Source organism: Rudaeicoccus suwonensis (assembly GCF_007829035.1).
Classification (GTDB): Bacteria; Actinomycetota; Actinomycetes; order Actinomycetales; family Dermatophilaceae; genus Rudaeicoccus; species Rudaeicoccus suwonensis.
Genome location: NZ_VIVQ01000002.1, coordinates 250,549 through 276,238 on the forward strand (window position 1 = coordinate 250,549; position 25,690 = coordinate 276,238).

19 protein-coding genes are annotated in these 25,690 nt (G+C 66.9%); 7 read left to right on the top strand and 12 right to left on the bottom strand.

The window, feature by feature from the left end; genetic code table 11:
• Window positions 1–105 precede the first annotated feature (105 nt).
• Window positions 106–1,698: an ABC-F family ATP-binding cassette domain-containing protein gene (locus BKA23_RS12375; protein WP_145228916.1), complete on the top strand. Its 1,593-nt coding sequence runs from the start codon at window positions 106–108 to the stop codon at window positions 1,696–1,698.
• On the opposite strand, the gene glmS is transcribed toward BKA23_RS12375, so the two are convergent.
• From glmS to BKA23_RS12390, 3 genes are all read right to left on the bottom strand, one after another.
• A complete protein-coding gene (glmS, locus tag BKA23_RS12380) occupies window positions 1,685–3,508 on the bottom strand; it encodes a glutamine--fructose-6-phosphate transaminase (isomerizing) (protein WP_145228918.1) in 1,824 nt (607 codons plus the stop codon). The two genes, BKA23_RS12375 and glmS, sit on opposite strands and share 14 nt — an antisense overlap.
• A gap of 23 nt (window positions 3,509–3,531) precedes the next feature.
• Window positions 3,532–3,792 carry an SANT/Myb-like DNA-binding domain-containing protein gene (locus BKA23_RS12385; RefSeq protein ID WP_145228920.1) on the bottom strand — a complete coding sequence of 87 codons (261 nt, stop codon included), beginning with the start codon at window positions 3,790–3,792 and terminating at the stop codon, window positions 3,532–3,534.
• Between the two features lie 330 nt (window positions 3,793–4,122).
• A complete protein-coding gene (locus BKA23_RS12390; RefSeq protein ID WP_246104640.1) occupies window positions 4,123–5,352 on the bottom strand; it encodes an MFS transporter in 1,230 nt (409 codons plus the stop codon).
• Window positions 5,353–5,556: 204 nt separating this feature from the next.
• Between BKA23_RS12390 and BKA23_RS12395 the strand changes: the two genes are divergently transcribed.
• Both BKA23_RS12395 and ligD read left to right on the top strand, forming a co-directional pair.
• The gene (locus BKA23_RS12395; protein WP_145228924.1) at window positions 5,557–6,477 is read left to right on the top strand and encodes a LysR family transcriptional regulator; all 921 of its coding nucleotides are present in this window, start codon (window positions 5,557–5,559) and stop codon (window positions 6,475–6,477) included.
• Window positions 6,478–6,510: 33 nt separating this feature from the next.
• Window positions 6,511–7,485, top strand: coding sequence for a non-homologous end-joining DNA ligase (gene ligD / locus BKA23_RS12400; RefSeq protein ID WP_145228926.1), 975 nt, complete (start codon window positions 6,511–6,513; stop codon window positions 7,483–7,485).
• Window positions 7,486–7,704: 219 nt separating this feature from the next.
• On the opposite strand, the gene BKA23_RS12405 is transcribed toward ligD, so the two are convergent.
• Window positions 7,705–8,538, bottom strand: a complete 834-nt coding sequence (locus BKA23_RS12405) for a dolichyl-phosphate beta-glucosyltransferase (protein ID WP_145228928.1) — start codon at window positions 8,536–8,538, stop codon at window positions 7,705–7,707.
• Window positions 8,539–8,552: 14 nt separating this feature from the next.
• Window positions 8,553–10,754, bottom strand: coding sequence for an ArnT family glycosyltransferase (locus tag BKA23_RS12410; protein ID WP_145228930.1), 2,202 nt, complete (start codon window positions 10,752–10,754; stop codon window positions 8,553–8,555).
• A 225-nt stretch (window positions 10,755–10,979) separates the two neighbouring features.
• Between BKA23_RS12410 and BKA23_RS17675 the strand changes: the two genes are divergently transcribed.
• Window positions 10,980–11,654 (top strand): hypothetical protein, encoded by a 675-nt coding sequence (locus BKA23_RS17675; protein ID WP_170226506.1) that lies wholly within the window; start codon window positions 10,980–10,982, stop codon window positions 11,652–11,654.
• Window positions 11,655–11,679: 25 nt separating this feature from the next.
• Here BKA23_RS17675 and BKA23_RS12420 read toward each other — a convergent pair whose 3' ends face one another.
• The 6 genes from BKA23_RS12420 to BKA23_RS12445 all read right to left on the bottom strand — a co-directional run bounded on the left by BKA23_RS12420 (window position 11,680) and on the right by BKA23_RS12445 (window position 21,382).
• Window positions 11,680–12,342 carry an SDR family oxidoreductase gene (locus BKA23_RS12420; RefSeq protein ID WP_145228934.1) on the bottom strand — a complete coding sequence of 221 codons (663 nt, stop codon included), beginning with the start codon at window positions 12,340–12,342 and terminating at the stop codon, window positions 11,680–11,682.
• A complete protein-coding gene (locus BKA23_RS12425) occupies window positions 12,339–13,214 on the bottom strand; it encodes an SDR family NAD(P)-dependent oxidoreductase (protein ID WP_145228936.1) in 876 nt (291 codons plus the stop codon). Before BKA23_RS12425 ends, BKA23_RS12420 begins: the two co-directional genes overlap by 4 nt.
• Before the next feature lie 48 nt (window positions 13,215–13,262).
• Window positions 13,263–16,529, bottom strand: coding sequence for a DEAD/DEAH box helicase (locus tag BKA23_RS12430; protein ID WP_145228938.1), 3,267 nt, complete (start codon window positions 16,527–16,529; stop codon window positions 13,263–13,265).
• Window positions 16,530–16,672: 143 nt separating this feature from the next.
• Window positions 16,673–18,334: an FAD-dependent oxidoreductase gene (locus BKA23_RS12435; RefSeq protein ID WP_145228940.1), complete on the bottom strand. Its 1,662-nt coding sequence runs from the start codon at window positions 18,332–18,334 to the stop codon at window positions 16,673–16,675.
• Between the two features lie 10 nt (window positions 18,335–18,344).
• Window positions 18,345–19,250: an AurF N-oxygenase family protein gene (locus BKA23_RS12440; protein ID WP_145228942.1), complete on the bottom strand. Its 906-nt coding sequence runs from the start codon at window positions 19,248–19,250 to the stop codon at window positions 18,345–18,347.
• Window positions 19,251–19,333: 83 nt separating this feature from the next.
• Complete coding sequence (locus tag BKA23_RS12445) at window positions 19,334–21,382, bottom strand: NAD(+) synthase (RefSeq protein ID WP_145228944.1); 2,049 nt, start codon at window positions 21,380–21,382, stop codon at window positions 19,334–19,336.
• Between the two features lie 114 nt (window positions 21,383–21,496).
• On the opposite strand from BKA23_RS12445, the gene BKA23_RS12450 reads away from it, so the two are divergent.
• The 3 genes from BKA23_RS12450 to BKA23_RS17840 all read left to right on the top strand — a co-directional run bounded on the left by BKA23_RS12450 (window position 21,497) and on the right by BKA23_RS17840 (window position 24,857).
• A complete protein-coding gene (locus BKA23_RS12450; RefSeq protein WP_145228946.1) occupies window positions 21,497–22,714 on the top strand; it encodes an MFS transporter in 1,218 nt (405 codons plus the stop codon).
• Between the two features lie 130 nt (window positions 22,715–22,844).
• A complete protein-coding gene (locus BKA23_RS12455; RefSeq protein ID WP_145228948.1) occupies window positions 22,845–24,569 on the top strand; it encodes a peptide-N4-asparagine amidase in 1,725 nt (574 codons plus the stop codon).
• Between the two features lie 24 nt (window positions 24,570–24,593).
• Entirely contained in the window at window positions 24,594–24,857 is a 264-nt protein-coding gene (locus tag BKA23_RS17840) for a class I SAM-dependent methyltransferase (RefSeq protein WP_211841710.1), read from the top strand.
• On the opposite strand, the gene BKA23_RS12465 is transcribed toward BKA23_RS17840, so the two are convergent.
• Window positions 24,814–25,614, bottom strand: a complete 801-nt coding sequence (locus tag BKA23_RS12465) for a crotonase/enoyl-CoA hydratase family protein (protein ID WP_145228950.1) — start codon at window positions 25,612–25,614, stop codon at window positions 24,814–24,816. The genes BKA23_RS17840 and BKA23_RS12465 overlap by 44 nt on opposite strands.
• Between the last annotated feature and the right edge of the window lie 76 nt (window positions 25,615–25,690).

A 25,690-nucleotide genomic window follows, 5' to 3' on the forward strand; every position in this document is an offset into this window, starting at 1 on the left:
ACGCTGCCGACTGCCACCCTCGTTGCATCATGAAGCTCTGAGCCCGCCACCACTCGCGACCGCGGCGTCCCGCCCGGCGAGTCCCGCGACCTCACGAGGCTCCCCATGACCATCTCCTGCTCAGACCTGACCATGACGTATGCCGATCGGCCCGTGCTCGACGGCTTCTCGCTGACCGTGCCGCCCGGCACCCGCGTCGGCCTCGTCGGCGAGAACGGCTCGGGCAAATCCACCCTGCTGAGCTGCCTCGCCGGCCGATTGCAACCGACCAGCGGCACCGTCAGCATGCCGGCGGATGTCGGCTTCATCGCCCAGGACTCCGGAATCCCTCTGGCAGCAACGGTTTCGGAGGTTCTGTATGACGCTCTGGCACCCTTGCACGAGGCTGTCGCGCGCTTGGAGCAGTTGGCCGGCGAGCTCACCGACCCAGCGGCCGCGCGTGACTACGATCGCGTGCTGGAGTGGGCGACCACACATGACGCGTGGGATGCGCCGCGGCGCGCCGAACTCGCTGCGCAGCGCCTCGGCCTCGAACACCTCCCCGGCGATCGCACCGCGGGCGAGTTGTCCGGTGGACAGGTGTCGCGACTCGCGCTGGCGGCGCTGCTGATCCGGCGGCCCGCGGCCGTGCTGCTGGATGAGCCGACCAATCATCTCGACGACGACGCGCTGGATTTCCTTCAGGCACAACTGATGTCGATGACCGGCGCCGTGGTGACGGCATCCCACGACCGGGTCTTCCTGAACGCCGTGTGCCATCGGATCGTCGACCTCGACCCGTCGCACTTCGGCACCGACGGCGCGGGCGGTCAGTCGTTCAGCGGCGATTTCACCGACTATCTGGCAGCCAAGGTTGCGGCACGGCGGCGATGGAGCGAGGCATTCGAGGCCCAGCGCGAGGAACTCAACGAGTTGCGGGCCGCCACCAGAACCACCAATCTCGACATCGCGCACAACCGAGCACCCCGCGACAACGACAAGTTCATCCACTTCTCCAAAGGCTCACGCGTGCAGGCGACGGTCAGCCGTCGGCGCCGCAATGCCGATCAGCGAATCGCCGCCATCCTGCGTGACGAGATCCCGAAACCGCCTGCGCCGTTACGGTTTTCGGGCGCCTTCGAGAGACAGCCCACGGCATACGTGAGTGTCCGAGATGTCGTGGTCGCCGGCCGGGTCAGCTGCTCCCGGCTCGACGTGACGGCCGGCGAACACCTGCTCATCACCGGCCCGAACGGTTGCGGAAAGTCGACCCTGCTCGACGTTCTCGCCGGGCGACTCGACCCCGCGCAGGGGATCGTGCAGCGTCGTGCCCGCGCGGTCGGCCTGCTGACCCAGGCGGTCGGCATACCTGATCTGAGCGCGACACCCCAGCAGCTGTATGACGCAGCCACCCCTCGCGAGCCACTGCGATCGCTCGGCCTGCTGCACCCGCGCGACCACAACCGGCCGGTCGGTGAACTCAGTCTCGGGCAGCAGCGGCGGGTCGAACTGGCGCTGCTGTTGGCCCGCCAGCCGGACCTGTTGCTGTTGGACGAGCCGACCAACCACCTGTCACTGACGCTGGTCGACGAGCTCGAGGCCGCGCTCACCCGCACCCCGGTCACGGTCGTCGTCGCCAGCCACGACCGCTGGCTGCGCGGCACATGGACCGGGCCGCAAGTGGATCTGCGGGATCTGCGGATGGCTACTCCACGGTGACGGACTTGGCCAGGTTGCGCGGCCGGTCGATGTCACGTCCGAGGCGGGTCGCGATGTGAAAGGCCAACAACTGCAAGGGAATCATCAGCAGGATCGGGTCCAGCTCGACCTCGTTGCGTGGCACGTCGATGCGTTGTATGCCGTCCAGCCCGGCCAGCTCGACCGCCTCATGCGTGACAGCGAGCACCTCGCCGCCGCGCGCGGTCACCTCGTGGAGCGCACCGAGGTTGCGCTCGAGCAATTCGTCATCGGGCACGATCGCGACCGTCGGCATCTCCGGCGAGATCAGCGCCAGCGGGCCGTGCTTCAACTCACTGGACTGATAGGCCTCGGCGTGCTGATAGCTGATCTCCTTCAACTTCTGCGCGCCCTCACGAGCGACCGGATAGCCACGCACCCGGCCGATGAAGAACAGGCTCTGCGCGTCACTGAGTCCGGCCGCCAGGTCGGCAATTCTGGCCTCACCGTCGACGATCTGCTGCACCTGATCGGGAATCGCCTTGATACCTCTCACGATTCGAGATCCTTCGGCATACGACAGGTCGTGCACCCGACCCAATGCGAGCGCCAGCAGAGCGAATCCGACCGCCATGTGCGTCAGCGCCTTGGTCGAGCAGACGCTGATCTCCGGCCCGGCGTGCAGGTAGATGCCACCGTCGCACTCGCGGGCGATGGACGAGCCGACCACGTTGACGAGCCCGACCACCCGACCGCCCTTGCGCTGGATCTCACGGACCGCGAACAGCGTGTCGGCCGTCTCACCGGACTGGCTGACTGCGACATACAACGTGTCGGGCTCGATGATCGGATTGCGATAGCGGAACTCCGAGGCCGCCTCTGCATCGGCGGGGATGCGCGCGAGATCCTCGATCATGGTGGCGCCGAGCTGACCGACATAGAACGCCGATCCGCAGCCGATCGCCTTGACCCGCTTGAAGGTTCGCAGCTCGCGCGGGTCGAGGCCGAGGCCGTCGAGCCGGGCGGTCGCGAAGCGTTCGTCGAGCCGACCGGACAGCATCCGCCGCAGCGACGCGGGCTGTTCGAGCATCTCCTTGTGCATGAAGTTGGCGTGTCCGCCCACCTCGAGCTCGTCCGCGACCAAGTCGATCTGCTCGGGTTGCTTGCCGGTGTCGGCCTGGTCGGCGGTGAAGGTGCGGAACCCGGTCGCGGTCACCGTGGCGAGCTCGCCGTCGTCCAGGTGCACGACTGAGGACGTATGCCGCACCAGCGCTGCGGCGTCCGAGCCGATGAACATCTCACGCTCTCCCACGCCCAGGATCAGCGGCGATCCCTGCCGAGCGACCACGATCGTGCCGGGAAAGTCGGCGTCGACGACGGCGATCGCGTAGGTGCCGGTGATCTGGGCGAGGGCCTCGATGACACGCTCCTCCAACGTCGCCGCTGTCGATGCGCCGACCAGGTGCGCGAGCACTTCGGTGTCGGTGTCGGAGGTCAGCGTGACGCCGTCAGCCGCCAACCGCGCGCGCAGCGTGGCCGAATTGTCGATGATCCCGTTGTGCACCACCAGAGTTCGGCCGTCGGCACTGGCGTGCGGGTGGGCGTTCGCCTCGGTCGCCGGACCGTGTGTCGCCCACCGGGTGTGGCCGATGCCGGCCTTGCCGGTGAGTCGCTTCGGCAGCACCTGTTCGAGGTCACGCACGCGCCCGACTGCGCGAAAGACCTTGGGACCATTGGCGGTCAGCACACCGACGCCGGCCGAGTCGTAGCCGCGGTACTCCAATCGGGTCAGCCCTTCGAGCAGGACCGGCACCGCATTGGCGCCCCCGACATACCCGACGATTCCGCACATGTTTGCTTCCGCTCTCTCGTGGTTCAGCCGTAGACCATGCGGCGCAGTTGCCGCGGGGACAGTTCCGGCGCCGCGAACGGGCGCTCGCGCAACTCCGCCGCGATCAGTTCGAAGATCTGCTCGTTGCGCTTGCCGTAGGTCTGGTGGTGGGCGTGCCGACGACGGACGAATTCCTCGACCGATTCGCGGTGCCAGGCCAGCACGTCGTCGACGACACGGGCAGCTTCGCCATACGTGAGGCCGGTCGACTGGGCGACGCGGGAGACGAGCGCTTCATCGGGCACGACGACAATGATGCGTCGCAGCTCGAACCAAACACAAGAATCTGCCCGACTTCGGGCAGATCACAGTGATGTAACTGCTATTGAGGACTCTTCAATACGGCTAGGTGCGGCCGGAGTGTCTCGGCGACTTCGTTCATGCCGTATCGAGCAACAAGCAGGTCGAGGATCTGCCCGGGTCTCTGAGGCGGATTCCGACGACGTTCGACATCGCTACCAGTGCATGCACTCCGGCCACGGGATGTGCCGCCACAGTGTTGGCTGCAAACTCGTCGGCAAACACGATCTCGGCATCGGCCACCCTCCGGGCTGATGGCGGCCATCTGACACAAGTCACCGGTTGACAGCGGCCAGCTGTCTCCTCAGCGACCACTCTCCGCCGGTCACGATCACGACGAGCACGACCGCCAACCCACCGCCGAGCCAGCACACTCCCGACCAGCCGTATGCCGATGCCACCCTCGTCGCGACCCACGATCCGAGTGCGCCGCCGACGAAATACGCCGTCATATAGACCGAGTTCACCCGCGCACGCGCGTCGCCCGCGAGCGTGTAGATCTGGCTCTGGTTGGTGACCTGCATGCCCTGCACACCGAAGTCGAGCAGCACGATGCCGACGATCAGCGGCAGCAGGTCGTGTCGCCCGAATGCGGTCGCGGCCCACGACACGACCAGCAGCACGCCAAAGGCCACCGACAACGCCGTCGCGTGACCGCGATCGGCCAAGCGCCCGGCAATCTGCGCCGCGAACGCACCGGCCGCACCTACCAGACCGAACAGTCCGATCACCAGCTCCGAGTAGTGATACGGCGGTCCGCTGAGCAGACCGGTCAGCGCCGTCCACAACACGCTGAACTGCGCGAAAGTGACTGCGCCATACAGCATTCGGCGTCGCAGCACCGGTTCGGTGCGCACCAACCGGCCGACGGATGCGAGCAACGCACCGTAGGACGCCGACACGGTCGGCTCGCTCCGCGGCAACCCGCGACGCAGCGCGAACGTGAGCACGAACATCAGCACGGCCGCCACGACATACACCGCGCGCCAGCCGCCGACCTCGGCGAGCAGGCCGGCGACGGTGCGAGCGAGAAGTATGCCGAGCAGCAGCCCGCTCATCACGGTCCCCACGATGGTGCCGCGTTCCTCCGGCGCCGCCAGGCTCGCGGCCAGCGGAACCAGCACCTGCGCGAGCACCGACAGCACACCGACGGCGACCGACGCGACAAAGAGCCAACTGGCGTTCTGGGCGGTGGCGGTCGCGACCAGCGCGATGACGGAGGCGAACGACATACCGACGATCAGCCCGCGACGCTCGAGCAGGTCACCCAACGGGAGCACGAACAACAACCCCAGCGCGTAACCGACCTGAGTCAGGGTGACCAGCGTGCCGACCGAGCCGGCGGAGATGTGCAGGCTTGAGCCGATGACCTCGAGCAGCGGTTGGCAGTAGTAGAGGTTTGCCACCGCGAGCCCGGTGGCGACAGCCATCAGCAGCACGGTGATACGCGGCAGCGACGGGGAGTCGGAGATGCCCCGGGCGGTTTGGTCTTCGGCGGCAGTCACGCCCCCATCATCCGGGCGACCGGAAACCAGTCGCATAGGGGGCTGCCCTGGCGCCGCGACCGGCCGTGGCACCCAGTCGGATCAGCAGTGGCCCGCCGCTGGGTGGCCACGAACAACTCAGCGAGACGCAGCAGCGGACGGCTTCTACAAATAAATACTTAGCGTTTGTGGCGATTTCGCCCCCTTAATAGTTAGCCTTGCTTCATGTACGACCTTCAGCGGCTCCGCGCACTCCACGCCGTCCGACAGCATGGGTCCGTCGCTGCGGCGGCGGAAGCACTCGGCTTCACCCCTTCGGCCATCAGCCAACAGATCAACAAGCTCGAACGCGAAGTGGGTTCAACGCTGTTGGAACGTGCCGGTCGCGGTGTGCTGCTCACCGACGCGGCGATCGTTCTCGCCGACGCCACCGATGTCATCCTCACCACGACCGAGGAAGCCAGCGCGCAGTTGGAGGAGCTTCGTTCGGGTATGACCGGCACGGTGCGGCTGATGTGCTTCCCCACCGCGATCCGCGGTCTGGTGGCGCCGGCATTGCGCATCCTGGCCCGCAATGCTCCCGGCATCCACATCGAGATCACCGAAGGCTGGCTACGCTCCATCGAGTTGGTCGAGAGCGGCCACGTCGATCTGGTCGTCACCCATGACTGGACCGAGATCCCGGCACAGTTGGCCGAACACCTGACGACGACACCGCTGCTCATGGATCCCGTGGACCTGGTCGTGCCGGCCGACCACCGTCTCGCCGGACGCAAGACGGTCACCATCGACGACGTTCTCGGCGACTCCTGGATCACCGATGTACACACAGACACCACGTGCGGCAGGTGGCTGGTCGACCAATTCCAGAGCCGCGGAGCAGCAATGCACGTGGCGCACCGCATCGACGAATACCCCTCGCAGATGGCGATCGTGGCGGCCGGCCAGGGCATCGCGCTGATGCCGCGGATGGCGCGGCCCAACCTGTCCGACCAAGTGGTCGCTCTGGCGCTGCGCGTCGACAAGCCGGTGCGACGGATCTTCTCGGTGTGCCGGCAGTCATCCAGCCGCCGACCCGTCATTCGCACCATCAACAAAGCCCTGCAGGCCGCTGCTCAGCTCGACACGAAACGCCCGGCAGTATGACGCGCGCGGCTGCCCCCGAGGGGTCCGATTGACGTGGCGCCCGCGACGTCAACACCGGCAGTCGAGCTCAGCGCCGGCGACCGCAGGGTGCGCATCTCCAACCCCGATCGCATCTACTTCCCCGCACGGGGTGAGACGAAGCTCGACTTGGCGAACTACTACCTGAGCGTTGGCGACGGCATCGTGCGAGCACTGCTCGACCGGCCGTGCATGCTGCACCGCTACCCCACCGGCGTCGACGGCGAGAAGGTCCACCAGAAGCGGATCCCTCGTGGTGCTCCGGAATGGCTGGAAACAGTGCAGATTCGCTTTCCTCGGTGGAATCGCACTGCTGACGAGCTCTGCGTCACAGAGATCGGCAGCGTGATCTGGGCGGTGCAGATGTCGAGCGTGGAGTTCCACCCGTGGAACTCACGCCGCTTCGACGTCGAACGACCCGACGAGTGGCGCATCGACCTCGATCCGATGCCAGAAGCCGGTTTCGACCGGGTGCGGCATACCGCCCGGATCGCGCACGAAGTGCTGGATGAGCTTGGTATGACGGGGTTTCCGAAGACGTCCGGTGGATCAGGGCTGCACATCTACGTGCGCATCGAGCCCGAGTGGGCTTTCGCCGACGTGCGCCGCGCCGCGCTGGCCTTCGGCCGCGAGGTCGAGCGCCGCTCACCGGACGACGTGACCACCACCTGGTGGCGCAAGGACCGCGACCCGTCAGCGGTCTTCGTCGACTTCAATCAGAACGCGCGCGACCACACGATCGCTGCGGCATACTCGGTGCGCGGCAACGCCGAAGGCACCGTGTCGACGCCCTTCGAGTGGGGCGAGCTCGACGACATCGAGCCGCGTGATTGCACGATCGCCACTGTGCCTGAACGATTTTCGCGTGTCGGTGATCTCACCGCAGCGATCGATGACGAGGCATTTCGGCTCGATACCCTGCTGGAGTGGGCCGATCGCGACGAACGCGAAGGGCACGAGCAGGCGCCCGACCCCGACTCGACCGACTGACCTGTGCCGGAGGCTGCGGCCAGTACACGACACCGGCAGCCGTACCGAGGTCGAGCCAGGACAGGCGCCTCGTTACGAAACCACTCCCTCCACCGCCGCCACGCAAACACCAACCTGCTGGCTGCGATGTCGATTTCGTACGTCAAACTGCCTCGTACCAGTGAGTAATCGTCATCTCGACCACGTGCCTGCCAACCAGCGGTCGGGTGTCTTCGCCTCTCAGTCGTGCGGACCGACCAGCACCCTGCCGCGGCCCATCGTCGCGCGCAAGGTCGACAGCTCGTATGTCGAACGCCGTCGCGTCGTGCACATCCGCCAGACACCGCGCAGATCGTCTTTGGCGGTGGCCACGACGTCCACCCTGCTGTCCGGGTCGTCGTACCAGTCGACCGGCACCTCGTGGATGCGCAGATCGGCCCGCTCGGCGAGCACCAGCAGCTCGGTGTCGAAGAACCAGGTGTCGTCCTTGACCAGCGGCAACAGATCGCGGGCCACGTCGGCACGTATCGCCTTGAATCCGCACTGTGCGTCGGTGAATTCGACTCCCAAAGCCAATCGCAGGATCCGGTTGTAGGTGCGTGAGATGAGGTCACGTTTGCGGCCGCGGACGATGTGCGCGCCGTGCGCCAGCCGACTGCCGATCGCCAGGTCGGAGTGTCCCGACATCAGTGGTGCGACCAGTGGTGCCAGGGCATCGAGATCGGTCGACAGGTCGACGTCCAGATAGGCCAGCACCAGCGCATCCGAGGACCGCCAGACCGCTTTGAGCGCGCGGCCGCGACCCTTGGCATCAAGGTGCACCACGCGCACCCCGGGGTAGCTGCGGGCCACGCGCAGCGCCACTGCCAGCGTCATGTCCGTCGATGCGTTGTCGGCGATCGTGATGCGGAACGGGTAGGCGAAGTGCTCGGTCAGGTAGGCGTGCACTGTGCCGACACTCTCGGCCAGGATCCGCTCTTCGTTGTAGACCGGGATCACCAGGTCGAGCACAGTCGTCGTCATACTGAACGAATTGCGTTCGGATGCGGCGACATCCGGCAGATAGGTCGTCATAGGGAGTTCTCCTGTCAGTTCGTCGCGCTCGTCGACGATGACGTGCCGCTGGTCGGTTGGGTCAGGTCGTAGAAGGTCTCACTGCCGATCGTCACCTTCTTGAAGTTGGCTTCGACCCACGCGGAGATCTCACTCGCCGCGTTGGAGCCGCCGCTCTGGTTTCCGAGACTGCCGCTGGCGAGGAAGTAGTGGATCCGGCCTTCGGCGACATACGTCTTGAACTGCGCCAGCGTCGGTGACGGATCCGAACCGTTGAACCCACCGACCGGCATGACCGGCAGTTGGGTGGCCAGTTGCAGACCGGCAGCATTGTTGCTGCCGATTGCTGCGGCGACCCACGTGTACTTGCTCGCGTTCGCCTCCAGCGCGGACACCACTTGAGTGCTCGGCGTAGTGGCATCGAGCAGACCGCCCATGCCGCCGCCCATCGCGGCACCGGTGCCACCACGCGTTGTCGAACCGCCCGGTCGTGTCTGCGAACCCGTGCCTCCGGTGCCGCCGGGGGCGGTGCCGTTCGAGCCACCTGTACCACCAGGAGCAGCACCGGTACCTGTGCCCGTGCCTCCGGGACCCGCGGCGCCACCGCGAGTCGTACCGGTGCCGCCGCCGAATCCGCCTGCGCCGCCACCGAATCCGCCACCTCCACCGCCGCCCATCGCGCTGCCGGGCCCGGCGACCACGATGGATCCGGTGTGGCCCTGTTGCACAGTCGTGATGCTGTAGGCCAGCGGACCAGCCAGCCCGGCCGCGATCGCTCCTGCGACGACGAAGCCAATTGCCTTGGTGTGCAACCAATTCAACGCGAGCAGCAGGAAGGCGGCCGCCATACCGACGATGAGGATCGAGACGCGCAGCCAGTCGCCATACGCATCGGTACGCGACAACAGGATGAACGACCAGGTTGCGGCGGCAGCTGTCGCAACGGCCAGCGTGATCGAGCCGATCGGCTTGCTGCGGTGCTCCCAGGCCTCAGCGGCGCCCATCCCGACGATCGCGGCGATCGCCGGCGCGAGTGCGACCGTGTAGTACTGGTGAAAAATGCCGGCCATGTAGGAGAACGTCAGTCCGGTCACCAGCAGCCAACCACCCCACACCAGGTATGCCGCCCGGCGTCCGTCGGTGCGCGGGGTCCGTCCGCGGAGGAAGAGCCCGATCGCCAGCAGGATCAACGCTGTCGGCAGCAGCCACGAGATCTGTCCGCCGACCTCGCTGCCGAACATCCGGGTGATGCCGGTCGCTCCCCAGTTGCCGCTGCCGGTGCCACCTCCGCCGACCGAGCCGGTCTCATTGCCGCTCAGCCGGCCGAAACCGTTGTAGCCGAAGGTGAGATTCCAGAACGAGTTGTCCTGGCTGCCACCGATGTACGGCCGATCTGCGGCCGGCACCAGTTGCACGATGGCGACCCACCAGCCGCCCGCGACGACCATGCCAGCGATACCGGCGAGCAGACCGAGCAGCCTGCGTTTCAGCGTGGTGCGCGCCGCCACGAGGTAGGCGATGCCGAAGAACGGAATCACCAGGAAGACCTGCAGCGTCTTGGTCAGGAAGCCCAGCCCCAGCAGCACACCGACGAGGGTGATCCACCGGATCGAGCCCTTCTCGACGGCACGCATGGTCGCCCAGGCGCCGAGCGTCATCAGCAGCGCCAGCAGCGCGTCGGGGTTGTTGAAGCGGAACATCAGCACGGCGACAGGGGTCAGCGCCAGCACCGCACCGGCGAGCAACCCTGCGGTGACTCCGAATTGGCGGCGCACGGTCGCGTAGAGCACTCCCACGGTCGCCACGCCCATGAGCACCTGCGGCATCAGGATCGCGAACGAGTTGAGCCCGAGCACCCGCACCGACAGCTCCATCACCCACAGCGAGGCCGGCGGTTTGTCGACGGTGATGGAGTTGGCCGCGTCCGAGGAGCCGTAGAAAAACGCCTCCCAGTTCTTCGACCCGGCCTGCACGGCGGCGGAGTAGAACGAGTTTGCCCAGCCACTGGCGGTGAGGTTGTAGAAGTAGAACGCGGCCGTCGCGACGAGCAGCCCCCACAGCGCCGGCCGGGCCCAACCGGGATCCTCCGGGTGGCCACGCCATACGCGCTGCAGCCGTCCGCTGCCCGGCGTGCCGGCTCGGGTGACGACGTGCCCCTCCCGCAGCAGGGTGTCGGCGCCGCGCACCCCGGCGGCGGAGTGCTCTGCGGCAGGCGAGTGCGCGATTGCTGTGTTCATGACCGGAACGATGAACGGTCGCGCTATGGCAATCCTGTGCGCCCACAAAGTCATCGCCATGTCGTGTGTCCAAGCCGGATTTCGCCCGGTATGACGGGCCAAACATCTCACGCGGGACCGCCCGTGCGCATTGGTAGGTGCCGGCTATCGACGGCAAAGCTGATGCACAGAAAGGGGCGTCATCGTCGGTTGCGACGACCGGCCACTCACTTCGAAGGCTCCTTCATGTCTGAGCATGACCCGATGGCGCAGGACCCCGCCGAGCGCAATGTCCCGGTGCGCAACACCCCCGCGCAGGATCCGACCGCACCGCTGCATTCCTCCAGCGACCCGGTGGGCTCGAGCGGTGCGGCATACAACCCACCGGCATACAACCCACCGGTTTACGACACAGGCGCGGGCAGTATGCCGCAGCCGGTCGCTGCCCCCGCCGCACCGCAGCCGCGGTGGTCGGGCAAGAAGACCGCTGTGGTCGCAGCGCTGGCGATCGGGCTCTCCTCAGCTGGTGCCATTACCGCGGCCGCAGTCGTGCCCGCCGGGTCGAGCACCCATCAGGACCGCGGCGGTTTCGGTGGTTTCGGAGGTTTCGGTCAGGGCGGACGTTCCGGTGGCCAGGGCTTCGGCGGCGGGACCGGCAATGGCACCGGAGGCGGCACTGGCCAGGGGTCGACCGGCGGCAGCGGGACCACCGGCGGTCAGGGGTCGACCGGCCAAGGCGGTTCGACCAGCGGGTCGACCGACAGTGGTGGCACCTCGGGTCGACCCGGCAGCGGCAGTATGCCGAGCGGCGCGCCGGGCAACGGGACCATGCCCAGTGGTGCGCCCGGCAACGGCACGGCGCCCACCGGTGGCGCGGAACCGACCGGTGGATCCGCTCCCACCGCCAAGAGCACGACCTGACGCCTACTCCTGGCGCCGGCGAGGTTCAGAGATCGTCGACGGCCTCCGCGATCGGCGTGGCACCGGTGTTGAACTCGACCATCCGGCCGATCGCCTGCGGCGCCTGCAACAGTGCGGCGACCGTGGCGGCGACGTCCGCGCGCGGCACCTCACCGCTCTCGACGGACTCGCCGCCCACGCCGTTGATCTCGACACGGCCGGTGCCGGCATCGTCGGTCAGCCGGCTCGGGGCCACGATCGTCCAATCCAGCCCTGTGCCGCGCAGATACTGATCGGCCTCCGCCTTCGCCTCAGCGTACGCATAGAACGAATTGTCTTGCGGCACACCATGATCCGGTGAGGCGCCGAAATACGACACCATCAGATAGCGCGAGACGCCGGCCGCTGAAGCTGCGTTCATGCTGCGGATCGCTGCGTCGCGGTCGACCGCGAAGGTGCGGTGCGGATTGCCACCACCGGCGCCCGCCGCCCAGATGACTGCATCGACACCGGCCAGCAGATCCGCCAGGGCGGGGACGTCGAGCTGCTCGACATCGGCAACCACGGGACGGGCTCCGGTCGCGGCCACCTCAGGCGCGTGGTCCTCGTTGCGGAACAGCGAGTGCACCTCATGGCCGCTGGCGACCAGCAGTGTCGCCAGCGGCATCGCCACCTTGCCGTGGCCACCGACGATGGCGACCGTGCTCACTTGCGTTTCTTCCCCAGTGACTGCAGCTTGTCCAGGATCGGCGGAGTCGGCGGCTTGCCGTCGGCCAGTCGCTTGGCCGCCGAGATCATCGCCGCGTCATACACAGGTCGGGCAAAACGCTTGGCGCCATAGGCAATTCGGCCATCGGGATCGGTCAGGATGATGTGCTTGTGCGCGCGCATCCCGGCATACGCGACGGCGGCGACCTGATCGGCCGAGCGCGGTGCGTTGTTGATCATGGCAGTGCCGCTCTGCTCGGCGTCCATGTCTTTACCGTGGAACGACTGAGCCAGGTTGGTGCGGAAGAACGCCGGGCAGATCACCGACACCTCGATGTGGAAGGGCGACAGTTCGGCGCGCAGGGTCTCGCTGACAGCGACGACTCCGGCCTTCACCGCGTTGTATGACGCCATGGAGGGCGCGTGCACCAGCCCCGCCAGGGATGCGGTGTTGACGATGTGGCCGCTGCCGGCCTCCTTCATCATCGGCACGAACGTGCGGCACCCGCGGACGACACCCAGCAGGTTGATCTCGATGATGCGGTGCCACTCGTCCATGTCGGAGACATCGATGCGGCCACCGGCGGCGATGCCGGCGTTGTTGATCAGCACATCAAGACCGCCATAGTTCGCCTCCACCCAGTTGCGCGTCTCCTCCCACGCTTCGTCGGATCGCACATCCAGCTGGCGGTAGTCGACGCCTGCGGGAAGCGATCCTTCCGGGGCTTGCTCATGCACGTCGACGACCAGCACGCGGGCGCCGTCACGCACCAGCAATTTGACCAGGGCTTGGCCCAGACCGGAGCAACCACCGGTCACCAGCGCGCGGGCGCCGTCATACGAACGGGGTTCTTTGGCAAAGGGAGACTTCATGTGTACGACCCTAGACGTGATCGTCGCTCTACGGCTACTGATCGGTAACTATCCTTCGAGCAGACCGCGGATGTCTTCCGGGGTGATCGCCGCACCGACTCCGTCGCCTCCGCCGTCGACCACCTTGGCGAACAGGTCACGCTTGCGTTCCTGCAGCGCAACGACCTTCTCCTCGATGGTTTTTGCGCTGACCAACCGGTAGACCATGACCGGCTTGTCCTGCCCGATGCGGTGGGCGCGGTCGATGGCCTGCGCCTCGGTCGCGGGATTCCACCACGGGTCGAGCACAAAGACGTAGTCGGCTTCGGTCAGCGTCAGCCCGACTCCCCCGGCCTTGAGCGAGATCAGGAAGGCCGCCTGGTCGCCGTCCTTGAAGGAGTCGATGACCGCCTGCCGTTTGCGGGTCCGGCCGTCGAGATATGCCGTCGTCAGTCCCGCGTCGCCGAGCGCCTGCTGCGCGAGCTTCAGATAGGACGTGAACTGGCTGAACACCAGCGCGCGGTGCCCCTCCGTCGCCAACTCGGTGATCTGGTCGACCAGAACGGCGAGTTTTGCCGACAACTCGCGGGCGGCATACGTCTCGTCGACGAGGCGCGGGTCCAGGGCGAGCTGCCGCAGCTTGGTGAGCGAGGCGAGAATCTCGACCCGGTTGGCATCGGGATCGTCCAACAAGCCCAGGATCCGCTGACGCTCCCGTTGCAGGTGCCGGTCGTAGACCTGCTGGTGCTTGGCGCCGAGGTCGACAGCGAGCACCTGCACCTGTTTGGGCGGCAGGTCGGACGCCACCTGCTCCTTGGTGCGGCGCAGCATCAAGGGGCGGATCCGGCGACGCAACTGATCCAGCAGCTCCGGCGACTCACCGCGCTCGATCGGCTTGCGGTAGTGCTGACTGAAAGTCTCCGGACGTGGGTAGAGCCCGGGCGCCGCGAGCGCCAGCATCGACCACAGGTCCATCAGCGAGTTCTCCAGCGGGGTGCCGGTGATCGCGAGTGTGAACGGCGCGCCGATGCGTTTTGCCGCCTGGAAGGTCTTGGACTGGTGGTTCTTGACCCATTGCGCCTCGTCGAGCACCAAGCCGTTCCAACGGCATTCGGCAAATTCGTCGGCATCCAGACGCAACACCGCGTATGACGTGACGACCACCTCGGCGTGCGCGATCGCCTCCTGCACACTCGTGCCGCGACGCCTGCCGGTGGAGTCGAGCGCGACGACTCGCAACTCGGGTACGAAGCGCGCCGCCTCACGCACCCAGGTCCCGACAACGGAGCTGGGCGCGACGACCAGCACCGGGTCGACCAGCTCGCCCTCCTCACGTGCGCGAGCGAGCAGAGCCAGCGTCTGCAAGGTCTTGCCGAGCCCCATGTCGTCGGCCAGCACGCCACCGAGCGCGCAGTCCCACAACGCCGCCAGCCAGGTGAAGCCGTCACGCTGGTAGGAGCGCAGCTCCGCGTTCAGCCCCGCCGGCAGCCGCGGAGCGGTGAAGGCATCGAGCCCGCGAATCCGGGCGATCTGGTCGGCCCAACGTTGGCTCTGTTGATCGATGACACCGAGGTTTTCGAGCTCTTCCCACAGGCCGAGGTGAAACCTGTTGATGGACAGGCCTTCTCGCTGCTTGTCGGAAATCGTCCGGGCCTCGGCGATGAGTCGCTCCAGCTCCATGAGCTCGGGGATGTCGAGGCTGAACCACGTGCCGGAATCCAGCAGCATCGCCTCGTCGCCACGCGCGAGCGCTGCGAACAACGGCTCGAAGGGCACGTCTTCGCCGTCGATTGTGACGGTGACGTGCAGGTCGAGCCAGTCGTTGTCGTCACTGTCGGTGGCGCCGATGCTGATCTGCGGGTCGGCGGTCGACTCCTCGAATGCCGGCAGGTCGCCGTCGACCCGCACCTCGATGTCGTCGTGGTCCTGCAGGTGCGGTAGCGCTTCCAGCAGGCGCACCGCCCGCCAGTCCGCGAACTGGGCTCGCTCGACCGGCCAGCGGCCAAGGCCACCGATGGAGTCGGTGAGGCCGAGGCGGTGCAGCAGGGGCTCGACGCGCTCGACGAGGGCGTGCTCCTGCCGGGGGTCACGACTGCGGTCGGCGTGCTGAGGGGTCACCGGCTTGGCGTGCCGACCGGCATAGAGCAGGTGAGCGTTGACGTCGACGGTGTGCGGAGCTGGCGAGGTGAGAGTCAGCAGCAGACGCACGGGCTCCTGCGACCTCGGTTCGACGTCGCCGATCAACTGTAGTTGGCGGGCCACCTTCGGGTAGTAGAGGTCGAGGAACTCCTGGGCGTCCTCCGCCGGCACGACAAGGGGACCTTGGGTCAGCAGCGCAGTCGCCATCGAGCCGAGCGGACGGTCGAATTCTGCCAAGGTCACGTCACCGTTGCGGCCGGCGATGGCCACGCCGTGAACGGGGTCACCGAGCATCAGCAGCTCGCCGCCGTGCACCGAGTCGAGCCCACCGATCTCGGCTTGAGCACGCAGACTCCCGTCATCCTGCCGAGTCATGTCGACCAGGACCGACACCGAATCACCCAACACCTCGATGTCACCGGAAGTGCCATACGTCGGCAGGAACTCCACCCCGACAGCTATCGCTGCGCGCAACCGCTCCCACAGCCCGGCGGGGAACTGGTCGAGGTACACCGGCGGCATCGTGTAATACGGGTGCAGTTGCCGCTGGGCGGCCCACAGCTGTCGCAGGCCTGAAACGGCCTCTGCCTGCTGCTTGTCGAACGCGCGACGATGATCGGCTTGGATCTCCTCCCATGCCTTGGTCTTGGTCCACCGACCGGTCTTGGTGAGGTTGGTCGGGTGGAGCCGCACTCGCGTGACCGGCCGCAGCCCACCACCCGGCATCAGCTCGCGCGTCACCTCGAAACGAAGCCCGAGCTGTATGCCGCTGCGTGCTCCCGCCGGAGCCGCCACCGCGGCCGGCTCGACCTGCAGATGTTGTTGCACAAAGTCGCGCCATGCGGCGACCGGCTGCACCTCGCCACCGACCAGGTCACGGGCGACCAGCAGCGCAGCCGCGACGTGCTTGCAGGCGCTGGTCATCGGGCATGAGCACCGCGACATCCATCGTGGTGCGCCCGCATGGCCCGAGGTCCGCGTGATCAGCAGGGTGTATGGCGTCGACCGGTTGCCCTGCACCGTCCCGAGCAGCACCCGGCCCTGGTCGGCTGCGGACAGCGACAGCACGTCGTCGGTGTTCGCGTAACCCAAACCGCGCTCGAAGGACGCTTCACCGACGTGCGCGGCGATCATTTCGTCGGTGACACCGCTCAACCATTCCGCGCCACGCAGGTGGTAGTCGGAGCGCTCAGGCATGAACCGACTCTAATGGCGACCGCCGACGGTCACCGGGCCGATACCGTCGCTGTGGACACGGCAGTTCAGGCGGCATACCTGTTGACAAGACGGGCGGTTTCGACTGGTCAGCCATCACGACAGCGACACCTCAAGCCGTTGGTTCAGCCGGTGCGGCGCCCCCGGTGCACCAATCTGCTCGCAGCCAGCAACTCCGCGGTCGAGACGAACTTCTCCCGTGACCGGCCGCTCTTGCGGCCTGCGGCCTCCTCGCGGTCGAGCACCGCCATCGCACGGCGAGCGCTGACCACGCTCGTGCGGCCCGAGAGCATCCGCCGGAAGGCCAGCCGGCTCATCGTGGGCTCGGCCAGCAGCCCGGCGCGGCCGTCGGCCAGGATCGCGTCGACAGTCTCCTCGGCATCGCGCCGGTTGGCACCGATGCCACCGTGCGCTCCACGCTTGGTCCATCCGACGACATACACACCTGGCAGGGGTTCGCCGCTGTCGGCATCGAGCACCCGGCCATCGCGATGCGGGATGCGTGCGGCAGCCTCGTCATACGGCAGGTCTGGTTGTGGCGAGACCCGAAAACCGTTGGCCAGCACCACAGTTGCGGAGCCGACCGAGAAGCTCTGCGGCTCCTCCCCGGTGCCTGCCACCGGATCCTGCGTGCGTCGCAGCTGGACCTGGCCGTCGACCACCTGGTCGATGGCGGTGTGGAAGGCGAGCACGATGCGCTTCTCGGCGGGAGGTGCTGCAGCCCAGTCGATCGGCACCACCGGCAGCTCGGCGAGGATCTGGTGACGCGCCTCGCTGAGGTGGGCGAGCTCGTCGGCGATGCCGAGGCGCGCCTCGACGACCACCTCGCAGCCGGCGGTCTCGGGAAGCATCAGCAGCTCGGGCCGGGTGAACGCCGCGAACTGCGGACCGCGCCGACCCATCACCACGACTTCGCGAATTCGACTGTGCCGCAACTGATCGAGCACCGCCGACGGCACGTCGGTCTCGTGCAGCGAGTCGACCGGCGCGAGCAGGATCCGAGCAATGTCGAGCGCGACGTTGCCGTTGCCGACGATGACGACACGCTCGGAGTTCAACGGCATCGAGAAGGCCGCCGAACCCTCGACCGGGCGGCCGTTGTACCACCCGACGACGTCGCCGGAAGCGACCACAGCGGCGTCGTCCTCGCCGGGGAAGCCCACCGGATTCGCCCCGCGCGCGCCGACTCCGTAGACCACTGCGTGGAAACGCTGCTGCAACTCGGCAAGCGAGACGTCGGTGCCGACCTCGACGTTGAAAAAGGACGACGTGCGGTGATGCCGGTAGACCCACCGGAAGGTGTCCGCGATCGCCTTGGTCGCACCGTGGTCGGGCGCGACCCCCTCCCGCAGCAGACCGCCCGGCACGGGCAGCCGCTCGAACATCGCAACTTCGCACGTCGTGGTCGTCAGCAGATGCTTCGCCGTGTATGACGCAGCCGGCCCCGACCCCACGATCGCGATGCGCAGCGGCGCTCCGTCAGTGTCGGTGGAGTGCGTGAAAGCCGGTGCGGTCCAGACGGTTTCGTCGCGAGGCGTTTCGTAGAACTGCGCATTGATGTCGATGAACTGGTGCTGTGCACCCGACAGCGCGTCAGCCGGCTGGATCGCCTTGACCGGGCAGGCGTCCGCGCACGCACCACAGTCGATGCAGGTGGACGGATCGACATACAGCGTGTCGGTCGTGCCGAAGTCGGGCTCGTCCGGGGTGGGGTGGATGCAGTTGACAGGACAGACGGACACGCATGATGCGTCGGCGCAGCAGGACTGCGTGATGACGAAGGCCATAGACGCCGCCTCAGAGCATGTGCACGGATCGGTACCACGGCGTGCTGGTCGTGGTGATCAGGCGGCACTCGTTGAGGAAGTCCATCAGGTGCACGCAGGACAACCGCATGAGGTTCTGGTGGTGGGTGTTGTGCTTGACCGCGTGCAGCGCCTCCGCCCGGTCGAGGCCGACATTCTCATAGACGTCGCGGCTGACCAGATTGCGGACGATGACATACGCCACGATGGCGATGGCATTGGCGGCGAGCATCCGCCGCGGTGCACGGGTGCCCAGCATCCGTTCGCGGATCTCGTGGCGGGCGAAGCCCATGTGCCTGGCTTCCTCGACGACATGGATCTTGCTGCTGGTGCGGACTTCGTCCAGGACGTTCTCGCCGCGCATCCAGTCGCGCTGCATCACGTCGAGGATCTCCTCGGCGACCAGGATCGCGCCATACGCGTTCTCGCCGAATGCCGTCGCCTTGAAACCGCGTGCCAACTCCTTGGACACCGAATCCGGGACGTAATGCGGGACGCCGAGTTTCTCGCAGGTCTTGGCGAACATCAGCGAGTGACGACACTCATCGGCGATCTCGGTCAGGGAGAACCGGAACTCGTCGCCGGACGGGTCCTTGAGGTACTGATCGCGCAGCATCATCTGCTGCAGGATCATCTCGAACCAGATGCCGATCTGCATGATCGAGCCCACCTCGTGACGGGTCAGGTCGATGCGCTGCTGCTGCGACATCTTGTCCCACAGCGGCGTGCCGAACAGCGTGCTCCACTCCGGGTTCAGGCCGTACTTCTCCGGATCGAGAGGAGCCTGCCAGTCGATCTCGCGATCGGGGTCATACGACAGCTGCTCGCTCGAGCTGAGCAGCCTGGCTATGAAGTCGTGGTCATCGATGGACGTGCGGAACTCGGTGGCGACGGACATGGCGTCTCCCTCACGGGTCAGGCGGAATCAAGCGAGACCGGGGCACCTGGGGGTGGGCCGCCGGCGTGACCCGAGACACATTACTACTGATCAGTAGGTTTTTGGGATGCCTTGAGCTCGGCGATCCACGCCTCGGCATTGCCGTCGCTCGGCGCCCGCCAGTCACCGCGGGGCGACAGCGCCCCGCCGGACACCACCTTCGGACCGTTCGGCAACGCGGACCGCTTGAACTGGCTGAAGGCGAAGAAGCGCCGCAGGAAGACCTCCAACCACCGGGCGATCTCGGACAGGTCGTAGGCCCGCCGCTTGCCCTCTGGGTAACCCGCCGGCCAGTCGCCGTGGTCGACATCGCCCCACGCATGCATCGCCAGGAACGCGATCCGGCTGGGGCGCATGCCGTGCCGCAACACGTGGAAGAGGGTGAAATCCTGCAACGCGTACGGCCCGATGCTCGCCTCCGTCGACTGGGGCGCCTCCCCCTGGGTCGTGGGGATCAGCTCGGGACTGATCTCGGCATCGACGATCGACTGCAGTATGCCGGTGGCCTCCGCCTCGAACAGCCCTGAGTCGATGACCCACCGAATCAGGTGTTGTATCAACGTCTTCGGGATGCCGGCGTTGACGTTGTAGTGCGACATCTGATCGCCTACGCCATACGTGCACCAACCGAGGGCGAGCTCCGAAAGGTCACCCGTGCCCAGCACGATGCCGCCGCGCTGGTTGGCGAGACGGAACAGGTAGTCGTAGCGCAGCCCGGCCTGGACGTTCTCGAAGGTGATGTCGTAGACCGGCTCGCCGAAGCCCGCAGGGTGGCCCATGTCCTTGAGCATCTGGGTCGCGGTGGGCCGGATGTCGAGCTCTTCGGCGGTGACGCCCATCTCGCGCATCAGCGCAATCGCGTTGTCCTTGCTGGCATTTCCGGTCGCAAAGCCGGGCATCGTGTAGGCCAGGATGTCGGTGCGCGGCCGGCCCAGCCGGTCCATGGCCTGAGCCGCGATCAGCAGCGCATGCGTGGAGTCGAGACCGCCGGAGATGCCGATGACGACCTTGGGCTGGCCGATGGCGCGCAGCCGTTGCACGAGACCTGTGACCTGGATGTTGTAGGCCTCATAGCAGTCCTGCGCCAAGCGTTCCGGGTGATCAGGCACGAACGGGAAGCGCTGCAGCTTGCGGCGCAGGCCGATGTCGGTGCGGGGTGGCTGCAGGGTCACATCGATGGTGCGGAACGCGATGCGATCGACATACGTGCGCGCGTTGTCGGCGATCGAGCCGTCGCGCTGCCGCTCCTGGCGCAGCCGGTCGAGGTCGACGTCGACGACGGTGCGGCGCGCCGCATCGGGGAATCGCTCCGTGCGGCCGAGCAGTCCGCCGCACTCGTAGATCATCGTCATGCCGTCCCAGGAGAGGTCGGTGGTGGACTCCCCCTGGCCCGATGCGGCGTAGACGTATGCCGACAGGCAGCGGGCGCTCTGGCCCTGCACCAGCGTCTGGCGGTCGGCGGCCCGGCCGACGGTGATCGGGCTGCCGGAGAGGTTGGCCTGCACGGTGGCGCCGGCGAGCGCGGCCAGTGACGACGGCGGGATCGGCACCCACATGTCCTCGCACACCTCGGCGTGAACAGCCAGGCCCGGCACGTCGGTGGCGCGAAAGATCAGGTCGGGCCCGAACGGAATCCGCTTGCCGTCCAGGGTGATCGAGCCGCCCACCTGGTCGTCGCCGGGTGCGAAGTAGCGCTTGTCATAGAACTCGCGGTAGTTGGGCAGGTACGACTTGGGCGCAACCCCGATGATCTCTCCGCGATGTATGACGACAGCGCAGTTGAACACACGCAGCCCGTTGCGCAGGGGCGCACCGACCAACACCATGGGCAGCAGATCCGTTGTGGCAGCGGCGATTTCGCCGAGCGCTGTCTCGGTGGCGTCGAGGATCACGTCCTGCATGACCAGGTCGTCGATGGCGTAACCAGTGAGCGCCATCTCCGGAAAGACCGCAACCGCAACGGAATCGGCGTGGCATGCGCGAATCTGTTCGATGAGGACGGCCGCGTTGGCTGTGGGATCCGCGATCGCGGTCGGCACGGTGCAGGCCGCGATCCGGGCGAAACCCTGGTCGTACGCCGAGAGGAACTCCATCACGCCAGTCTGTCATTGCCACACTCGCCGACTGCGGCAGCCGGACCTGCCCGATCGAGCAGTTTTCGATCCTCGCCGTGGCAGGCCCGACGGTCGGTCTGAAATGCTCGGGCGGTGCGCATCCCACCATGGCTGAGAGTCGCGTCTGCACTCTCGGTGATCGGCTGGGGCGCCAACCAGTTCGCGCCGCTGCTGCTGGTCTACCGATCGCACGACCATCTGTCGGAGACGCGCCTGACGGCGATCTTCGCGGCATACGTCATCGGCCTCATCCCGGCGCTGCTGATCGGTGGGCGGCTGGCGACGCGCGTCGGTCATCGCGCGATCCTGCGGCCGGCGCTCGTGCTCGGCGCCATCTCTTCGCTGGTGCTGGCGTTCGGCGAGCAACAGACCGCGTTGCTGTTCGTCGGCCGGATCCTCTACGGCGTGACGATGGGTATGGCGATGGCTCCGGCGACCACCTGGGTCAAGGAACTGTCGACGGGACGCCCTGCGGGCACCGGTGCACGACGTGCCGCAACTGCGCTCTCGGCCGGCTTCTGCGGTGGTCCGTTGGCGAGCGGCTGCCTGGCGGAGTGGCTGCCGGCTCCCGCTGTCCTGCCGTATGCCGTCCACATCGTGCTCATCACCACCATCGGCGCACTGCTGTGGAATGCGCCGGAGTCGCCACAGCAGCGGGGCGTCCCGAGCGCTGCTGCGGCTTCTGAGTCAACGCCCGACGCGAACCGGCAGGCCGCCGAGGGGCCTCGTCATACAGCACTGACGTGGCACTTCTGGCTGCGCGTCGCACCGATGGCTCCGTGGGTATTCACCTGTGCCAGCGTGAGTTTCGTGATCCTGCCCACTCTCATGAGCGCGTCCGCCGGGTCTTTTGCGATCGCTTTCACCGGGATGATGGCAGGCGCAACCTTGGGCGTCGGCGTGCTCGTGCAGCAACCAGCGCGGTCCATCGAGGCTCGCCATCCCGGCACGGCGACCGCGCTCGGTATGGTCGCTGCCACCGTGGGGGTACTGCTGGTCGTGGTCATCGTCGGCCATCGATCGATCGCGCTGACCGTCGTGACGGTCGTGGTGTTGGGCTGCGGCTACGGGCTCAACCTGGTTGGCGGTCTGACCCGGATCGAGCATGCCGCGCCCCCGGGCGACTTGGCGCTGACCAATGGGGTGTTCTACTCCCTGAGCTATCTGGGGTTCTTCGTTCCGACGGTCGTCTCGGTGCTCGTAGGGCATTGGCCGGAGCAGGTGGTGCTGCTGGGGCTTGCGGCGGTCGCCGCCGTGACGCTGGTCGTCGCTGTCGCAGGGCAGCGGGCCGCGCGCGTCATCCGGCACTGAACATCCGGCCGTGGAGATTCGGCCAATTGCCAGGTTCCGCAGACACCTCGGCCGCCCTGCAGACGAGTAGCGTCGTCGACGGAACCCGCCGCCCTCGTTGCGGCGCCCGCCTGCCTCGTTGGGAGTCACCATGCGTTCGTCCCGCTTCGCCGCAACCTGTGTCACCGCAACGGTTGCCATCGGTATGACGTGGGCGACCGCGCCGCTGGCCAGTGCCGCGGCGAACGGCCCGTCGCCGCACCGCGCGGCCGCTGCCGCTCAAGCGGCAAATCCGTCATACATCGAGTCGGGTTCGAACACCGTCGCGACTGCCGAACCCGCCGTGACCCTGCCGAACACACGCCACTGCACCGTCACGCTGGCGGATCACTTCATGTCCAACAGCCCGACCGGTGCGCCGCAAAACTATTCCGGCACGCTCACCCCGCCGAAGGCGTGTCAGGGGCCGTGGGCCAAGGTCGTGCTGAACTCGACCACCAGCGTCAGCGGTCGGCAGTACGACCGATCCGGCAGCCTCGAAATCGGTGGCGCGACAGTGTGGTTCGGCACCACCCAGGAGCCGGCGGGCGCCACACCGACGACGTTCAGCTTCGCCAAGGACATCACCGAGTTCACCTCCCTGCTCAAGACGCCGCAGCAGTTCTCCGGCGGCATCGGCAACTATGTGACGAATGTCTACACCGGCAACTACGACCAGACGGTGTCGATCACGTATTACATGGCCGACCGGGCGAATCCCGCCCCCACCGAGCCGGACAAGGTCATCGGGGTGCCGATCTCGGACCTCAGCCCCGGAAACTCAACGGCCACAGCGACGTTGACCGATCTACCTCGCAACATCACCGGCGCGCGACTCGAGACGACGCTCAAAGGCAACGGCTGTGACGAGCAGTGGTTCACCGCGGTGCCCAACCAGGTGGCGGCCGACTTCCCCGGCGACGGGCTGTGCGCAGCGGGTGCCTACCGCGAAGCGCTGGTGTCCGTCGACGGGACGCGAGCGGGCGCGGTCGGGACATTCCCGCACATCTACTCCGGCGGCATCGTGCCGACGCTGTGGCGGCCGGTGCTCGCGATCGACACGCTCGACCTGCGGCCGGAGTCGCTCGATCTGACGCCCTTTGCCGGACAACTCGTGGACGGCAAGTCGCACACGATCTCGGTCACGATCAACCCGATCGGCGACGTCTGGAATGTGACGGCGGTGCTCTTTCTCTACACCGACCATCACCTCAAGCAGACCTCTGGCGGACTGATCAGCAGCTCGGTGCCTGCGGCGCCGACAACGAAGACGACCGCCGGGCCGCTCACCAACGGTTCTGTCACGTATGACGAAACCGCTTCTCGCGCGGACACTCTCACCGGGTATGTCAACACCTCCGCGGGCCGCGTCGTGACGACGGTGACGACGAACCGTAACTACGACAACTCCGGCACGATCGGTGACGCCGGCCTGGTGCAGAGCATCAAGCAGACCGATGACATGAGTTCGCAGTCGGTGTCGCGGATCGGACGGCGGATCATCAGCAGTTCGACGCTGAAGGAGTCGTACCCGATTTCGGTTGACTTCTCCGCCGCGAGTTACGTCGATGACAACAACTTCTCGCTCAGCGGCACGGTGGACATGAGCCAGATCGTTGCGAGCGCAACGTCGTCCACAGGTCAGCGGTGGCCGACGCTGCGCGCGTGGGACTGGAACGTGTCGTCGTACGGGGTCCTCGCCCGCGCGAACGGCGTGACCAGCGAATCCGACGGCCACTCGACGACCTCGTATGTCGGCACCAACGACATCGGCCGGTTCTACTGGGACCAGATCACCACCGACCATGGCCAGGTGACCTCGAACAAGCACAGTTGACGAGGGCCGTGGCGAGGACGGCGTGTGACGACCCGGGCCCGCTGGAATCACAACATCCACTACCACGGCGTCGTCCTCAAGAACGTCCGTCCCACAACCAGATCCGCCCTGGATGTCGGCACCGGCGACGGCCTGCTGGCTGCCGAGCTTGGTCGCCAGGTTCCGCGTGTGGTCGGTGCGGTGGCGACTGCTTCCACTGTGGCGGTACTCAATCACTTGGCAGAAGCCCGCGTGATCGTGCCGGTCACCGCGTCGAGCGCTGACGGAAAACGGGCGCTTCACGTTTGAGCCCGGCCGACCGCGCGATCTTGGAGTTGGCACCGCGTAGCAGGCGGATCTGCTCCCAGCGCTCGCGGGCGAAGGTGTGTCGCGGCGATGCATTCCAGGTGGTGTCGAACAGCCGCTTTGCTGCAGCAAGCGCGTCGGGTGAACGCTGGGTGAGCGTCTCGGCGAGAGCACGGGCATCGTCATACGGACGCTCGCTGACCTGCCCGACCAGGCCGAGGCGTGCGGCTTCTTCGCCGGAAATGACTTCGGCGGTCATCGTGAGTCGTTTCGCGGTCTCTATGCCAACGAGTTCGGCCAGCGCCCGAACTCCGGTCATGTCGGGGATCAGCCCCCACTTTCCTTCGAGCACAGACCATTTCGCGTCAGGAGCCGTCACACGCAGATCGGCGCCGAGGGCGATCTGCACGCCGCCTCCATAACAGTGGCCGTGGATCGCAGCGATCACCGGCACCGGCACCCGGCGCCACGCCCAGCATGCTTCTTGAAAGGCGTTCGTGCCGCGCGTCGGACGCGGAATCATGCCCATCGGAATCTGGCGGGGATTCTCGCTGACCGCCTTGAAATCGAGACCGGCACAGAACGAGTCGCCCGTGCCCGACAGGATGACCGCGCGCAGCGAGCGATCCGACCGCAGCCGGTGGGCAGCACCGGCAAGCCCGGTCAGCATCTGCATGGTCAGACCGTTGAGCTTGTCCGGACGGTCCAGTCGCACATCGGCAATGCCGTCGGCGATGTCGACGCTGATATTCGAAGGCATGCAGCCAGCGTATGCCGCAGTCGGCCTCGCCTGATCATGCGTCGCCGGCATCCGCATGGCTCCCACGGGAGGACAC

What these genes read in the sequence shown, in the direction of transcription:
- BKA23_RS12375 (WP_145228916.1), top strand. Translation starts at nt 106, where the DNA reads ATGACCATCTCCTGCTCAGACCTGACCATGACGTATGCCGATCGGCCC.
- glmS (WP_145228918.1), bottom strand. Translation starts at nt 3,508, where the DNA reads ATGTGCGGAATCGTCGGGTATGTCGGGGGCGCCAATGCGGTGCCGGTC.
- BKA23_RS12395 (WP_145228924.1), top strand. Translation starts at nt 5,557, where the DNA reads ATGTACGACCTTCAGCGGCTCCGCGCACTCCACGCCGTCCGACAGCAT.
- BKA23_RS12405 (WP_145228928.1), bottom strand. Translation starts at nt 8,538, where the DNA reads ATGACGACCTATCTGCCGGATGTCGCCGCATCCGAACGCAATTCGTTC.
- BKA23_RS12410 (WP_145228930.1), bottom strand. Translation starts at nt 10,754, where the DNA reads ATGAACACAGCAATCGCGCACTCGCCTGCCGCAGAGCACTCCGCCGCC.
- BKA23_RS17675 (WP_170226506.1), top strand. Translation starts at nt 10,980, where the DNA reads ATGTCTGAGCATGACCCGATGGCGCAGGACCCCGCCGAGCGCAATGTC.
- BKA23_RS12425 (WP_145228936.1), bottom strand. Translation starts at nt 13,214, where the DNA reads ATGAAGTCTCCCTTTGCCAAAGAACCCCGTTCGTATGACGGCGCCCGC.
- BKA23_RS12430 (WP_145228938.1), bottom strand. Translation starts at nt 16,529, where the DNA reads ATGCCTGAGCGCTCCGACTACCACCTGCGTGGCGCGGAATGGTTGAGC.
- BKA23_RS12435 (WP_145228940.1), bottom strand. Translation starts at nt 18,334, where the DNA reads ATGGCCTTCGTCATCACGCAGTCCTGCTGCGCCGACGCATCATGCGTG.
- BKA23_RS12440 (WP_145228942.1), bottom strand. Translation starts at nt 19,250, where the DNA reads ATGTCCGTCGCCACCGAGTTCCGCACGTCCATCGATGACCACGACTTC.
- BKA23_RS12445 (WP_145228944.1), bottom strand. Translation starts at nt 21,382, where the DNA reads ATGGAGTTCCTCTCGGCGTACGACCAGGGTTTCGCCCGGATCGCGGCC.
- BKA23_RS12455 (WP_145228948.1), top strand. Translation starts at nt 22,845, where the DNA reads ATGCGTTCGTCCCGCTTCGCCGCAACCTGTGTCACCGCAACGGTTGCC.
- BKA23_RS12465 (WP_145228950.1), bottom strand. Translation starts at nt 25,614, where the DNA reads ATGCCTTCGAATATCAGCGTCGACATCGCCGACGGCATTGCCGATGTG.